Below are 13996 nucleotides of genomic sequence, written 5' to 3' on the forward strand. Positions count from 1 at the left end.
TTCACGATCAGGTCAAATGTCATTTCGTGATGGCGGGCGTCAAGCATGGTGATGCATTGCGCCGGTGGCGGCGGCTTGGGCTTCAAATCGGGCCGCGCCCGCGCTAGCAGGGGGCATGAGCCAGACCTTGCCAGAGCTTTACGATGCCCGCGTTGCGTCAGGCACGCTGAAAGACGACCCCGCGCAGAGGGCCGCCTTGCCCGCTTTCGAGCGGGTGCGGGCCGCGCTGGAGGCGCGACCGGAGCCGAAGAGCGGCTTGCGCAGCCTCTTCGGCGGAAAGAGCACGCCCGAGCCGGTGACGGGGCTTTACCTGTGGGGTGGTGTGGGCCGGGGCAAATCCATGTTGATGGATCTGTTCTTCGAAAGCGTTAACAGCCCGCGCAAGCGGCGCGTCCACTTCCATGCTTTCATGCAGGAAATTCACGGCGCGATGCATGAGGCGCGCAAGACGGGCGTGGACGATGCGATCCGCCCGGTGGCCGAGGATGTGGCGGCGACGGTGGAACTGCTGTGCTTCGACGAGATGCAGATCACCGACATCACCGATGCGATGATCGTGGGGCGGCTCTTCGAAAAGCTTTTTGCGGCGGGCGTGGCGATTGTGACCACCTCGAACCGCCCGCCGAAGGACCTGTACAAGAACGGGCTGAACCGGCAGCTCTTTGTGCCCTTCATCGAGCTGCTGGAGCAGCGGATGGAGGTGCGGGAACTGGCGGCGGATGTGGACTACCGGCAGGACCGTCTGGCCGGAAATCCGGTGTATTTTTCTCCACTTGGCGGCGCGGCGCGGGAGAAGATGGATGCCGTTTGGGCCGATCTCTCGGGCCCCGATGCGGCGCCGCTGAAGCTGGTGGTGAAGAGCCGCGAGGTGGAACTGCCACGGTTCAGCAACGGGGTGGCGCGGGCCAGTTTTTACGAGCTCTGCGGCAAGCCGCTCGGCCCGGCGGATTACCTTGCAATTGCCGAGGCGGTGCGGGTGTTGATGGTGGATGACATCCCCTGCCTGAGCCGGTCGAACTTCAACGAAGCGAAGCGCTTCGTGACGCTGGTGGATGCGCTCTACGAGGCGCGGGTAAGGCTGATTTGCTCGGCGGCGGATATACCGGAAAGCCTTTATCTGGAGGGCGAGGGCACCTTTGAATTCGAGCGCACGGCGAGCCGTTTGCGCGAGATGCAGGATGCCGCGTGGGGGCGTACGGAGGGGTAAGAAACCCCCGTTAACCCCATATTTTATTGATGCACAACTGATGCACATTCCATGCACATCCGATGCGCATGTCAGATGACATAGGGGTGCATTAATCAATGCAGCGTGCGGTGGGGTCGGCAAAGAAAAACCCCGCCGGAGGGGCGGGGCTGTGGGGCACGGGAGGTGGGCAAAGTGCCCGCCCTACAGGCGCATGCGATGTCGGCTCACTCGTAGAGCGGGAAGCGGGCGCAGAGGGCGGAGACCTCGGCCTTCACCGTTTCCTCGATCTCGCTGTTGCCGTCTTCGCCATTCGCGGCGAGACCATCGACCACCTGTACGATCCAGTCGGCGATCTGGCGGAACTCGGGCTCGCCGAAACCGCGCGTGGTGCCGGCCGGCGCGCCGAGGCGGATGCCGGAGGTCACGAAGGGCTTTTCGGGGTCAAACGGCACGCCGTTCTTGTTGCAGGTGATGTGGGCGCGGCCGAGGGCGGCCTCGGCGGCCTTGCCGGTCACGCCTTTGGGCCGCAGGTCGGCCAGCAGGAGGTGGTTGTCGGTGCCGCCGGAGACCACGTCGATCCCACCCTTCTGGAGCTGGTCGGCCATGGCTTGGGCGTTCTTCACCACCTGGGCAGCGTAGCTCTTGAACTCGGGGCGCAGAGCCTCGGCAAAGGCCACGGCCTTGGCGGCGATGACATGCATCAGCGGGCCGCCCTGAAGGCCGGGGAAGACGGCGGAGTTCACCTTCTTGGCGATGTCGGCATCGTTGGTCAGGATCATGCCGCCGCGCGGGCCACGGAGCGACTTGTGGGTCGTCGTGGTGCAGACGTGGGCATGGGGGATCGGCGAGGGATGCACGCCGCCCGCGACGAGGCCGGCGATGTGGGCCATGTCGACGTGGAGATAGGCGCCGACCTCATCGGCGATCTCGCGGAAGGCGGCCCAATCCCAGGTGCGGGAATAGGCGGTGCCGCCGGCGAGGATGAGCTTGGGCTTGTGCTCCAGCGCCTTGGCGCGGATGTCTTCCATGTCGAGCAGCTGGTCCTGCTGGCGCACGCCGTAGCTGACCACGTTGAACCACTTGCCCGACATGTTCACCGGCGAGCCGTGGGTGAGGTGACCGCCGGAGTTGAGGTCGAGCCCCATGAAGGTGTCGCCCGGCTTGAGCAGCGCGAGGAAGACGGCCTGGTTCATCTGGGAGCCGGAGTTGGGCTGGACGTTGGCGAACTCGCAGCCGAACAGCTCCTTGGCGCGCTCGATGGCGAGGTTTTCGGCGATGTCGACATATTGGCAGCCGCCGTAGTAGCGCTTGCCCGGGTAACCCTCGGCGTATTTGTTGGTCAGGACCGAACCCTGCGCCTCGAGCACGGCCTTGCTCACGATGTTCTCCGATGCGATCAGCTCGATCTCGTCGCGCTGGCGGCCCAGCTCCTGGCCGATGGCCTTGGCGATCTCGGGATCGCGGCTGGCGAGCTCTTCGGTGAAAAATCCGCTGTCTCGGTGGGGCGCGTTCATGGGGCAGGCCTCTTTGGATATGGGAACGGTTGCGCGGGGTGTAGCCGATGCGGGGGCGGGGCAAAAGGGCTCAAACCGGCGCAGTGTGGAGTTTTGGCGGCATATTGGCGGACTTGTGTTTCGGATCGGCGCGGGCGAAGTCTGTGGGGAAACCTGGAGGATGCCCCCGAGGAGGTGCCGGTGGAGAAGATCGCCTTTCTGGCCGCAGAGACCCAGATTGCCGAGGAGGCGCGCCGCCATCTGGCCGGGCAGCATGGCGATGTGCCGGTGGAAGAGGCCGAGGTGATCGTGGCGCTGGGCGGTGACGGGCACATGCTGCAGACGCTGCGGGACACCCAGCATCTGGATACGCCGGTTTACGGGATGAACTGCGGGACCATCGGGTTCTTGATGAACGAATATGCCGAGCCGGCGCTGATCGAGCGGCTGGAGGCGGCGGAGGAAGAGGTGCTGCACCCGCTGAAGATGCGGGCCTTCACCGCGGACGGCGGCACCGAGGAGGTGCTGGCGATCAACGAGGTGAGCCTGCTGCGGCAGGGGCCGCAGGCGGCGAAGCTGCGGATTCAGGTGGATGGCCGGGTGCGGATGGATGAGTTGGTGTGCGACGGGGCGTTGCTCTGCACGCCCGCCGGATCGACCGCTTACAACTACTCCGCTCACGGGCCGATCCTGCCGATCGGCGCCGAGGTTCTGGCGCTGACGCCGATTGCTGCCTTCCGCCCGCGCCGCTGGCGGGGCGCCCTGTTGCCGATGGCCGCCGAGGTGCGGTTTGACGTGCTGCAACCCAAGAAGCGCCCGGTGCGCGCCGAGGCCGACAGCCGGGCGGTGGAAGATGTGGTGACGGTGATCGTGCGCTCCGATGAGAGCATCCGCCATCGTATCCTGTTTGACCCCGGCCACGGGCTGGAGGAGCGGCTGATCCGCGAGCAGTTCGCCTAGGGTGGGGAATGTGCCCGCCATGCGGAGCGATGCGGCCTTTGCCGGTCGGTGGGCAGATTGCCCAGCCTACGGGGCAGCGCCAGGTGGGTGTGGTTCAGTCCCGCTCCCAGGTTTCGCGTTTGCGGTAGATCGTTGAGGGGGAGAGCTGGAGGCTGCGGGCGGCCTTGGGGACGGAGCCGCCGTGGTGGGCGATAGTCTCTTCGATCACCAGCCGTTCGATCTCGGCCATGCTGAGGCCCAGCAGTGGGCCGAGGGAATTTCCGGAGGCGTCGGAGGGCGTGCTTGTAGTCGAAGGCGCGGGCGGCTGTGCGCGGGCGGCCTCGGCGCGGGCCTCGACCTCGTGGTGCAGCTCCATCGGCAGCATCGGCAGGGTGACCTCGGGGCCATCGTGCAGCACCGCCACGTTGCGGAGCACGTTCAGCAGTTGCCGCACGTTGCCGGGCCAGTTGAGGGCGCAGAACAGGTCTTCGACCTCTGGGCTCAGGTGGGTGAAGCTCTTGCCCTCCTCGGCGGAGAACTCGGCCAGCGCATGGCGGGCGATTTCGACCACGTCGCGGCCGCGCTCGCGCAGGGGAGGCAGGTGCAGCGGCACCACGTGGAGGCGGTAATAGAGGTCTTCGCGGAAGCGCCCGGCCTTCACCTCGGCCAGCGGGTCGCGGTTGGTGGCGCAGAGAATGCGCACACTGACCTTGCGCGGCTTGGTCGAGCCGACGGGCTGGATGGTGGAGGTTTGCAGAAAGCGCAGGAGCTTGGTTTGCAGACCGAGGTCCATCTCGCAGATCTCGTCGAGAAACAGCGTGCCGCCATCGGCTGCCGCCGCAGCGCCGGGCTTGTCGGCCAGCGCGCCGGTGAAGCTGCCCTTGAGGTGGCCGAAGACCTCGCTCTCCAGCAGGTCGCCGGGGATGGCGCCGCAGTTGAGCGCGATGAAGGGGCCGTTGGCGCGGGAGGACATGTCGTGCAGGGCTTTGGCGCAGAGTTCCTTGCCGGTGCCGCTCTCGCCGGAGATGAACACGGTCGCCATCGAGCGGGAGACCGAGCCGATCTTGTGCATCACCTCGCGCATCGCGGGGGAGGTGCCAATGAGGCCGGTTTTCTCTGGCTCTGGGAGGGGCGGCGAAGGATCGGGCATGGGGCCGCCGGGGGAGAGCGGGCGGCCGGAAGCGCGGGCGTGGTCGGCCACGGCGCCAGAGACGGCGTCGATCAGACGGGCCTCGTCGAAGGGTTTGACCAGAAACTCCCATGCCCCGGCGCGCATGGCCTCGACCGCGCGATTGATCGAGCCGTTGGCGGTGATCACGATGACATGGGTGAAGGGATCGGCGGCGATGAACTCTTCGATCAGTTCCAGACCGTCGCGGTCGGGCAGCATGAGATCGACCAGCACCACGCCGGGGCGGTGGGTGCGGAAGAGGCGCAGGCCGTCGGCAGCGGTGGAGGCGGCAGCAACCTCGTGGCCGGCCGACTTCAGCACGCTTTCATAGACGAGCTGCATCGATGGCACGTCTTCGATCAGGAGCACGGCGGTCATTCTGCCGGCTCCTGCGGGGCTGCCCCCTCGGAAAAGCGGTTGGCTTTTTCGGCGGCGATGGCGGCGATCAGGCTGCCGAGGCGCTTGTCGATCTCGGCGAGGGTGCGGGCTTGGCTCTCGGGGGCCTCGGACCGGTGGGCGGCGGCATTGGCGAGGTTGGCGAGGTCTTGCAGCGGCAGGGCGCCGACCGCGCCGGAGAGCGAAATGATGACGTGGGTCTGGGCGCGGATCTCGTCGGCATTGCCGACCACGGAGGCGCTGGCCAGCGAGATGCGGCAGCGGCAGAGGTCGGCGTGGAGCCGGGTCAGAAACTCATGCCCGCCGTCATTGCCGGATATGGCGAGAAGTTTTTCGAGCCGTTCGGGGCAGTAATCGACCGCTTCGCCATCGGCGCCGTGGCCGTGACCGGGGCGCTCCGGCTCGGGCTCCATCTGCTCTGGCGCGGTGCCGCGGGTGCGCAGCATCAGCGTGGCGATGGCCTGCCCGAAAGCGGCCAGCGAGCCGACGGGTTTGGCGAGGATGCCATCGGCCCCGGCGGCGTAGATCCCCTCGCGGTGTTCCTGAAGCACGAAGGCGGTTACGGCGAGGATGGGAATGAGCCGGGTTTCGCCCTTGAGCGCGCGGGTGCGGGCGATGACCTCGGTGCCGGTCAGCTCGGGCATATCGATGTCGACAAGGGCAAAGTCGAAGCCGCCGCCGGAGAGCAGGCGCAGGGCCTCGGCCCCATCGGGCGCCAGTTTCCACGACGCGCCGAGGTGGTCGAGCATCTGGGTGAACAGCAACTGGTTGGTCGGGTTGTCCTCGGCCACGAGCGCCCGCAGGCCGGAGAGATCGGGCAGCGGCGGCGGCGCGGAGGGGCTGGCGAGATCGGCCTCGGAGCTGGGCTGCCAGGCCCAGGCGGGGCGGGGCAGCAGCAGCGACACCTCGGCGCCGCCCTCGCGGGCATTGGAGACCTGCAACTGCCCGCCGAGACGGGTGGCGACCTCTTTGGCGATGTGCAGGCCGAGGCCGCTGCCGGGCTGGGTCTGCCCGCCGGGGCGGCCACCACGCTCGAACAGCCGGGCGAGGGCGGAATCGGAGAAGCCCGGCCCCTGATCGCGGACCCGGAAGCGCAGCTCTTCGCCGGAGCGCATATCGACCGTGAGCACCACCTCGCCCCAGTCGGCATATTTGAAGGCGTTGGAGAGCAGGTTCGCGAGCAACCTGTCGAGCGCCCCGGCGTCGAGGTGGAGCACGGTGGGCAGGTCGGCGGCAATATCGAGCCGGAGCGACATGCTGCGCTCGCGGGCGTGGCCGGACCAGCGCCGCTCGAGATTGCGCAGCACCGCCAGCAGCGGCACCGGCTCGTTGCCGGGCAAGGCCGAGGCGGGGCTGAGTTGCTTCAGCGCGGTATCGAGCAGGCGGGCAAGGGTCTCTCCAGCGGTCGCGACGCGCTCGAGCTGGGCGGCGGTGGCGGGATCGAGCTGGGAGAAATCAACAAGGCGGAGGCCGCTCACGACGTCAGAGACCGCAGACCTGATGTCATGCGAGAAGAGTTCTATGTTGCCGTCAGTCTCGGACCCGCTCGAAGAGGGGGGCGAGCCTGGCAGCCAGTCTTCAGCCATTAAGTGACTCCGCCGTGAGTGGCGCAAAGCCGGAGATCGTTAATTCCCGCAAGGGTTGCATGATCCCTAGGATTAAACAAATCCTATCTGACCGGCCACCTGAATAAAACGGCAGGTATTCCAGACCCTAATGTGGCGCTCACGCGGCGTTTTGCGGGTAGCCGAGGGCGGCCAGCGCCTCGGTGATCTCGTCCAGAATGGCCGGGTCGTCGATGGTGGCGGGCATCTTGTAGGCCTTGCCATCAGCGATGGAGACCATCGTGGCCCGCAGGATCTTGCCGGAGCGGGTTTTGGGCAGACGGTCCACCACGCAGGCGAGTTTGAAGGCGGCGACGGGGCCGATCTTCTCGCGCACGAGGCCGACGCACTCTTTCACAACTTCGTCATGCGGTTTGTTGGTGCCCGCATTCAGGCAGAGGAAGCCCATCGGCAGCTGGCCCTTCAGCGTGTCGCCCACGCCGATCACCGCGCATTCGGCCACGTCGGTGTGGGAGGCGAGCACCTCCTCCATCGCGCCGGTGGAGAGGCGGTGGCCAGCGACGTTAATCACATCATCGGTGCGGGCCATGATGTAGAGGTAGCCGTCTTCGTCGATCATGCCGGCATCGCCGGTTTCGTAGTAGCCGGGGAAGTGCTCGAGGTAGCTCTTGCGATAGCGGGGCTCGGCGTTCCACAGGGTGGGCAGGGTGCCGGGGGGCAGGGGGAGCTTGATGGCGATGGCGCCGAGCTCGCCCTTGGGCATCGGGTTGCCGCCCTCGTCGAGGATTTGCACGTCGTAGCCGGGCATGGCGACGGTGGGGGAGCCGAGCTTGACCGGCAGCGGCTCGATCCCGACAGGGTTGCCCGCGATGGTCCAGCCGGTCTCGGTTTGCCACCAGTGATCGTAGACCGGTTTGCCGGTGGTGCGCTGGGTCCATTCGATGGTGTCGGGGTCGGCGCGCTCGCCGGCGAGGTAGATGGCATTCAGGCAGCTGAGGTCATACTTGCCGACCAGTTCGCCCTTGGGGTCTTCGCGCTTCACTGCGCGGAAGGCGGTGGGGGCGGTGAAGAAGCTGCGAACCTTGTGCTCGGAGATGACCCGCCAGAATGTGCCGGCATCGGGGGTGCCCACGGGCTTGCCCTCGAAGACGATGGTGGTGTTGCCGTGGATCAGGGGCCCGTAGCAGATGTAGCTGTGGCCGACGACCCAGCCGACATCGGAAGCGGCCCAGAACACATCGCCCGGATCGACGTTGTAGATGTTCTTCATCGACCAGTTCAGCGCCACGAGGTGCCCGGCGGTGTGGCGGACCACGCCCTTGGGCTGGCCGGTGGTGCCGGAGGTGTAGAGGATATAAGCTGGGTGGTTGCCCTCGACCGGCACGCAGTCGGCCGGTTCGACGCCATACTGGAAGCCGTGCCAGTTGACATCGCGGCCCTCCACCAGCTGGGCGACCTCCTGCTCGCGCTGGAAGATCACGCAGAACTCGGGCTTGTGCTCGGCCTGGTCGATCGCGCCGTCGAGCAGCGGCTTGTAGTGGACGACGCGGCCCGGCTCGAGGCCGCAGGAGGCGGCGATGATGGCCTTGGGTTTGGCATCGTCGATCCGCACGGCCAGCTCGCTGGAGGCGAAGCCGCCGAAGACGACCGAGTGGATCGCGCCGATGCGGGCGCAGGCGAGCATGGCCTCCAGCGCTTCGGGGACCATCGGCATGTAGATGATCACGCGGTCGCCCTTTTCGACCCCCTTGGCGCGCAGCGCCCCGGCGAGGGAGGCGACGCGGTTGCGCAGCTCGAAGAAGCTGATCTCGCGCTTGGTGTGGGTGATCGGGCTGTCGTAGATGATGGCGGTCTGGTCGCCGCGCCCGGCCTCCACGTGGCGGTCGACGGCGTTGTAACAGGTGTTCACCATGCCATCGGCGTACCACTCGAACATGTGCTCGCCCTTGTCGAAGAGCGCCTTGGAGGGGGGCTTGTGCCATGCGATCGGCTGGGCCGCATCCATCCAGAATTTCTCCGGGTCCGCCTGCCAGGCGGCGTAGATATCCTTGAATCCCATGATCGAGCCTCCTCCTCGTTTGCAGTGGTTTAGGGAGCGGCGGGGCCGTCTGGCAAGCATTCTGGCGAAGGGCGCGGCAGAAGGACGCGAAAAATTTGCAGTTTGGGCGCTAACAGGGGTGCAAATTTTTGCAAAGGAGCGGCCTTGGAGGGGCTTGGGTGCAAACTGGTTGTGTGTTTGCAAAGTCGTTCGGGGAAACTTGCTAACCCGGTGATGGAATCGGCGAGCGGCGCGGGGCGGGCGGCTTGGTGCGGGATCCGTGGCCGAAAAAGCGCGACAAGGTCCGTGCGCGAGGGCGGATTTTGGCTGCCACATTTTGCCCAAACTAGGCGCGGAAAATGAGGGTGATTCGCCCTCAGGTTGTTAACCTTTTGTTAACCTTTTGCCCCAATCGAACGGGAATCGGGGCGGACGGCGGGCCCCGTGTGAGCAGGTTGGCGCCTATGAGCGGAGGTCTGCTGATGTGGCGCTGCGGGCACGTTTTTTGCCGGGTCTACGACCATAACGCCTATTGCATTGGGTCTCAGCGTTTCCGGACTAGCGCATATATGTGAGTCGCGCATGGGATTGATGCCCAACGCGCGACCTGCGACTCGGAAAAACCCGTCAACCCGGAAGCGTACCACGGCGTGCAAACCTGCTTTTGCAGGGATCGCATCGGTGGAGAGTCGCTCATCTTTGGGTTGAGCATGTTCACACTCCTTAATCACCATATTCTGGACACAACTTTTCCGCGATTGGCGGTCGTCGGTGCTCGCATGGGTGGTTTCGAGCGGTCGCGGGAAAGGAGGTTGGGGGCGATTTCCGAGCGAGGACTGCCAAATGGCTACGGAAGACATCACGGTTACAGAATACATCGGTTCACTGGTCGGCACCGATCTGTTCGGCGGGCAGACCATTCTGCTCAACGGGTTCGGCAGCAGCCAGACCGGTACGTTGGAGGATGACGACGGATTTCTGGGCGACATGGACGATGGCACCGCCACGTTCAACGGCGACCCGATCAACTACATCGGCAGCGGCACGGTGCAGGCGGGTGTGGATGGGGGCATCGTGGTCGTGCCGCTGGGGCCGGAATACGACGTGGTCGTGTTCGAGGCGGGAGGCAACACCTACTTCCACTACCCGGACGGCCAGCCCAGCGTGATCGGCACGGTTGCGCTGATCGTGGACATCGACGCGACACCCTATGAGGTGTTCACGCCGATCTGTTTTGGCCCCGACACGATGATCCTGACGCCGAACGGCTATTGCCCGGTGGGCGAGATCAAGGCGGGGGATTGGGTGCGTGATGCGGATGGGCAGGCCCACGAGGTGCTTTGGGCCTCGTCGCGGAAGGTGGACATCCCCTCCCATCCGGCTTTCGACAAGTGGCGGCCCATCCGCATCGCGCGCAACAGCTTTGGCGAGGGTGTGCCCTATCGCGACACCTACCTGTCGCCACAGCACCGGGTGGAGTTGCGCGGCGCCGCGACCGAGATGGTCGTGGGCACCGAGAGCTGCCTCGTGGCGGCGAAGGGGCTGGTGAACGACAAGGGCGTGCGGGTGGACCGCGAGGCGCGGTCGATCACCTATCACCACCTCGTCTGCGAAGCGCATGTGGCGCTGGTGGCCAACGGGATGCACGCCGAGAGCCTCTACCTCAACCCCGAGACGCCGGAGTTCCGGCTGGATGCGGGCTCGCAGGAAGCGGCGAGCCTGTTCCCTGAACTGACGATGAAACTGAATGCGCCGGTCGCGACCCGCCGTGAGGCGGCCGTACTGGCCTCGTATCTCTAGGGCGATTGCAGATAAGCCCTGGATGACCGGCCTTTGCCCCCCAGGTATGGGCCGGACCCCACCCGCGTTGCTCCCCTGCGACGCGGGTGGTTTTTTATGCGCGCCCGGGCGGGGCGCCGATCACATTTGATGTGTCAGTGCAGATGCCGATTGAACCAATCGCGGGGCCGCGCATTGGATGGTGTGACCGGCGCGGTGCCGGTCACTTTTTCATCGAGGACACCCGACATGGGCGACAAGAAACAGAAGCCCGCCAAGCCCGGCAGCAAGCCGGAAACCAAGAAGTGATGTAAGGGGCCGCGCCGGTCTGCGAGGGCCGGCGCGGTGCCTGTGGGGCCTCAGCTGTAGTGCTGCACCGGGGTGCCGGCGAGCGCCGACATGTTGAGCAGCCCGCGAGCGGTGATGGAGGGGGTCACGATATGGGCCTTATTGCCCATGCCCATGAGGATCGGGCCAACCTCCAGCCCGCCGGCCTTCATTTTCAGGATGTTCCGCACGCCGGAGGCGGCATCGGCGGAGGAGAAGACCAGCACATTGGCGGCGCCGTCAAACCGGCTCTCGGGCAGGTGGCGGCGGCGCAGCTCGGGGTCGAGCGCGGAGTCGACGTGCATTTCGCCCTCGTAAGCGAAGTCGACCTGCCGGTCATCGAGCATCTCCAGCGCCTCGCGCATCCGGCGGCCGCCTTCGCTGTCGAGGTTGCCGAACTGGCTGTGCGAGCAGAGCGCGATCTTGGGCGTGAGGCCAAAGCGGCGCACGTGGCGGGCCGCGCCGATCACGGTTTCGCAGATCTCATGCGGTTTGGGGAACTGATGCACCTGGGTGTCGGCGATGAAGAGCGGGCCATCTTCGAGGATCATCAGCGAGAGGGCTGCGACCGGGTGCAGGGTGCGGTCGGCCAAGATCTGGCGGACATAGTTGAGGTGCCAGAGGAACTGGCCGAAGGTGCCGCAGATGAGACTGTCGGCCTCGCCGCGATGCACCATCACCGCGCCGATGGCGGTGGTGTTGGTACGCATCACCGCGCGGGCGAGATCGGGGGTGACACCGCGCCGGGCCATGATGGTGTGATAGGTCTCCCAATACTCGCGGTAGCGCGGGTCGTTCTCGGGGTTCACCAGCTCGAAGTCGCGGCCCGGGCGGATCTTTAGGCCGGCCCGCTCGCAGCGGGCCTCGACCACCTCGGGGCGGCCGATGAGGATGGGCAGATCGGTGGTCTGTTCGAGCATGGCATCGGCGGCGCGGAGCACGCGCTCGTCCTCGCCCTCGGCAAAGACGATCTTGCGCTCGGCCTGAGCGGCGGCCTCGAAGACCGGGCGCATCAGCAGGGCAGATTTGAACACCGAGCGGTCGAGCTGGGCCTTGTAGGCGGTGAAATCCTCGATCGGGCGGGCGGCAACGCCGCTTTCGCAGGCGGCCTTGGCGACGGAGGAGGCGACCACGCCCATCAGGCGGGGGTCGAAGGGCTTGGGGATCAGGTAATCGGTGCCGAAGGTGAGCTGCTCGCCCTTGTAGGCGGCCGCGGCCTCGGCGGAGGTGGTGGCGCGGGCGAGGGCGGCGATGCCCTCGATACAGCCCAGTTGCATGGCGTCGTTGATCTCGGTTGCGCCGCAATCGAGCGCGCCGCGGAAGATGAACGGGAAGCAGAGGACGTTGTTCACCTGGTTCGGGTAGTCCGAGCGCCCGGTGGCGATGATCGCATCGGGCGCGACCTCGCGGGCGGCATCGGGCAGGATCTCGGGCGTGGGGTTGGCGAGCGCGAAAATGATCGGTTTGGTCGCCATCTTCGCGACCATCTCGGGCTTCAGCACGCCGGGGCCGGAGAGACCGAGGAAGAGGTCGGCGCCGTCGATCACATCGGCCAGGGTGGCCGGTTCGGTGCCTTGGGCGTAGGCGGCTTTTTGCGGGGTCATCTCCTCGGTGCGGCCCTCATAGACCAGACCGGCGATGTCGCACAGCCAGACGTTCTCGCGCTTGACGCCGAGTTTGAGCAGCATGTTCAGGCAGGCGATGCCCGCCGCGCCGCCGCCGGTAGAGACCACCTTGATATCGGCCCAGTCCTTGCCCGCCAACCGCAGGGCGTTGGTGGCTGCCGCGCCGACGACGATGGCGGTGCCGTGCTGGTCGTCATGGAAGACGGGGATGTTCATCCGCTCGCGGCAGAGCTTTTCGACGATGAAGCAATCGGGGGCCTTGATGTCTTCAAGGTTGATGGCGCCGAAGGTGGGCTCGAGTGCGCAGACGATGTCGGCCAGCCTCTCGGGGTCGGTCTCGTTGACCTCGATATCGAAGCAGTCGATGTTGGCGAATTTCTTGAAGAGGACGGCCTTGCCCTCCATCACCGGCTTGGAGGCCAGCGCGCCAATATTGCCCAGCCCGAGCACGGCGGTGCCGTTGGACACCACGGCCACGAGGTTGCCCCGGGCGGTGTAGCGGGTGGCGAGCGCGTTGTTCTCGGCGATCGCGGTGCAGGCCTCGGCGACGCCGGGGGAATAGGCGAGCGAGAGGTCGCGCCCGTTGGCCAGCGGCTTGGTGGCCCGGATCTCGAGTTTTCCCGGCTTGGGGTTGGCGTGATAGAGCAGCGCGGCGGTTTCCACCGGGCTATCTGGCGTGTCGGTCATGGGGCCTCCCGGAAGTGGTTTAATGTTAAACCATCTTGTCTTCGGCCACATCGCACGAAACGCCCTTCCGTTCAAGCCTGCCCCGCATGGGGCTGTCGGTATGTCATCAGACTTTTGCAAATTGCGATTTAATGTTTCGGGCAGACATTTTTCGGGCTAGGCTGCCACACAGTATTGCTGTTGGCGCTGGAACGTGATGTTCGGTGGTGGCAGGCTGCCGGTGCGCAGGTGCGACTGGTGGCGGGCTTGCGATGAATGAGCGAGGATCGCTCCCAGAGGCCCGATGATTTTACGAAGTGTCGGGCGTTGTTTTATTTGGCGCAAGAGAGGCGGTAGGGTGAAATCCCCGGGTGACCGCCGTGCAGTATGGAGACCATGATGAGTTTGGTGGAAGCGGCGCGGGAGGCCCGGGAGAAGGCCTATGCCCCGTATTCGCAGTTCAAGGTCGGAGCGGCAGTGCGGACGGCGTCGGGCGCCGTTTACCGGGGGGTCAACGTGGAGAACGTGGCCTACCCCGAGGGCACCTGCGCCGAGGCCGGGGCGATCGCGGCGATGGTGCTGGGCGGCGAGACCGAGATCGCGGAGGTGGCGGTGATCGCCGACAGCCCCGCGCCGGTGCCGCCCTGCGGTGGCTGCCGCCAGAAACTTGCGGAATTTGCCGGACACGATGTGAAGGTGACGCTGGCCACCACGCGCGGCGAGGTGCTGGAGACGACCGTGGGCGCGTTGCTGCCCGGTGCCTTCGGCTCCGGCCACATGACCAGCCCCTCAGACGACGGGCTGTGAC

General features: G+C 66.1%; 9 protein-coding genes. 4 read left to right on the forward strand and 5 right to left on the reverse strand.

Going from position 1 to position 13996, the window contains the following annotated elements; translation table 11 throughout:
* Nucleotides 1–115: 115 nt before the first annotated feature.
* Entirely contained in the window at nt 116–1207 is a 1092-nt protein-coding gene (zapE, locus tag KUV38_RS20195; protein ID WP_222472012.1) for a cell division protein ZapE, read from the forward strand.
* Between the two features lie 206 nt (nt 1208–1413).
* On the opposite strand, the gene glyA is transcribed toward zapE, so the two are convergent.
* Nucleotides 1414–2703, reverse strand: a complete 1290-nt coding sequence (gene glyA, locus KUV38_RS20200) for a serine hydroxymethyltransferase (protein ID WP_222472013.1) — start codon at nt 2701–2703, stop codon at nt 1414–1416.
* 174 nt (nt 2704–2877) lie between these two features.
* On the opposite strand from glyA, the gene KUV38_RS20205 reads away from it, so the two are divergent.
* Nucleotides 2878–3642: an NAD kinase gene (locus tag KUV38_RS20205; RefSeq protein WP_222472014.1), complete on the forward strand. Its 765-nt coding sequence runs from the start codon at nt 2878–2880 to the stop codon at nt 3640–3642.
* 94 nt (nt 3643–3736) lie between these two features.
* On the opposite strand, the gene KUV38_RS20210 is transcribed toward KUV38_RS20205, so the two are convergent.
* The 3 genes from KUV38_RS20210 to prpE form a co-directional block, all read right to left on the reverse strand.
* Nucleotides 3737–5170, reverse strand: coding sequence for a sigma-54-dependent transcriptional regulator (locus tag KUV38_RS20210; RefSeq protein WP_222472015.1), 1434 nt, complete (start codon nt 5168–5170; stop codon nt 3737–3739).
* Complete coding sequence (locus tag KUV38_RS20215; protein WP_222472016.1) at nt 5167–6666, reverse strand: ATP-binding protein; 1500 nt, start codon at nt 6664–6666, stop codon at nt 5167–5169. Before KUV38_RS20215 ends, KUV38_RS20210 begins: the two co-directional genes overlap by 4 nt.
* A gap of 247 nt (nt 6667–6913) precedes the next feature.
* Nucleotides 6914–8812, reverse strand: a complete 1899-nt coding sequence (gene prpE / locus KUV38_RS20220) for a propionyl-CoA synthetase (RefSeq protein WP_222472017.1) — start codon at nt 8810–8812, stop codon at nt 6914–6916.
* Nucleotides 8813–9634: 822 nt separating this feature from the next.
* Here prpE and KUV38_RS20225 point away from each other — a divergent pair.
* Nucleotides 9635–10591, forward strand: a complete 957-nt coding sequence (locus KUV38_RS20225; RefSeq protein ID WP_222472018.1) for a Hint domain-containing protein — start codon at nt 9635–9637, stop codon at nt 10589–10591.
* 338 nt (nt 10592–10929) lie between these two features.
* Here the strand turns inward: KUV38_RS20225 and KUV38_RS20230 are convergent, their stop codons facing one another.
* Nucleotides 10930–13209, reverse strand: a complete 2280-nt coding sequence (locus KUV38_RS20230) for an NADP-dependent malic enzyme (RefSeq protein ID WP_222472019.1) — start codon at nt 13207–13209, stop codon at nt 10930–10932.
* Nucleotides 13210–13587: 378 nt separating this feature from the next.
* Between KUV38_RS20230 and KUV38_RS20235 the strand changes: the two genes are divergently transcribed.
* Nucleotides 13588–13995, forward strand: a complete 408-nt coding sequence (locus KUV38_RS20235) for a cytidine deaminase (protein WP_222472020.1) — start codon at nt 13588–13590, stop codon at nt 13993–13995.
* The last annotated feature ends 1 nt before the right edge of the window (nt 13996 follow it).

The sequence above is a fragment of the Vannielia litorea genome (assembly GCF_019801175.1).
GTDB lineage: Bacteria > Pseudomonadota > Alphaproteobacteria > Rhodobacterales > Rhodobacteraceae > Vannielia > Vannielia litorea_B.

What these genes read in the sequence shown, in the direction of transcription:
- zapE (WP_222472012.1), top strand. Translation starts at nt 116, where the DNA reads ATGAGCCAGACCTTGCCAGAGCTTTACGATGCCCGCGTTGCGTCAGGC.
- glyA (WP_222472013.1), bottom strand. Translation starts at nt 2,703, where the DNA reads ATGAACGCGCCCCACCGAGACAGCGGATTTTTCACCGAAGAGCTCGCC.
- KUV38_RS20210 (WP_222472015.1), bottom strand. Translation starts at nt 5,170, where the DNA reads ATGACCGCCGTGCTCCTGATCGAAGACGTGCCATCGATGCAGCTCGTC.
- prpE (WP_222472017.1), bottom strand. Translation starts at nt 8,812, where the DNA reads ATGGGATTCAAGGATATCTACGCCGCCTGGCAGGCGGACCCGGAGAAA.
- KUV38_RS20225 (WP_222472018.1), top strand. Translation starts at nt 9,635, where the DNA reads ATGGCTACGGAAGACATCACGGTTACAGAATACATCGGTTCACTGGTC.
- KUV38_RS20230 (WP_222472019.1), bottom strand. Translation starts at nt 13,209, where the DNA reads ATGACCGACACGCCAGATAGCCCGGTGGAAACCGCCGCGCTGCTCTAT.
- KUV38_RS20235 (WP_222472020.1), top strand. Translation starts at nt 13,588, where the DNA reads ATGAGTTTGGTGGAAGCGGCGCGGGAGGCCCGGGAGAAGGCCTATGCC.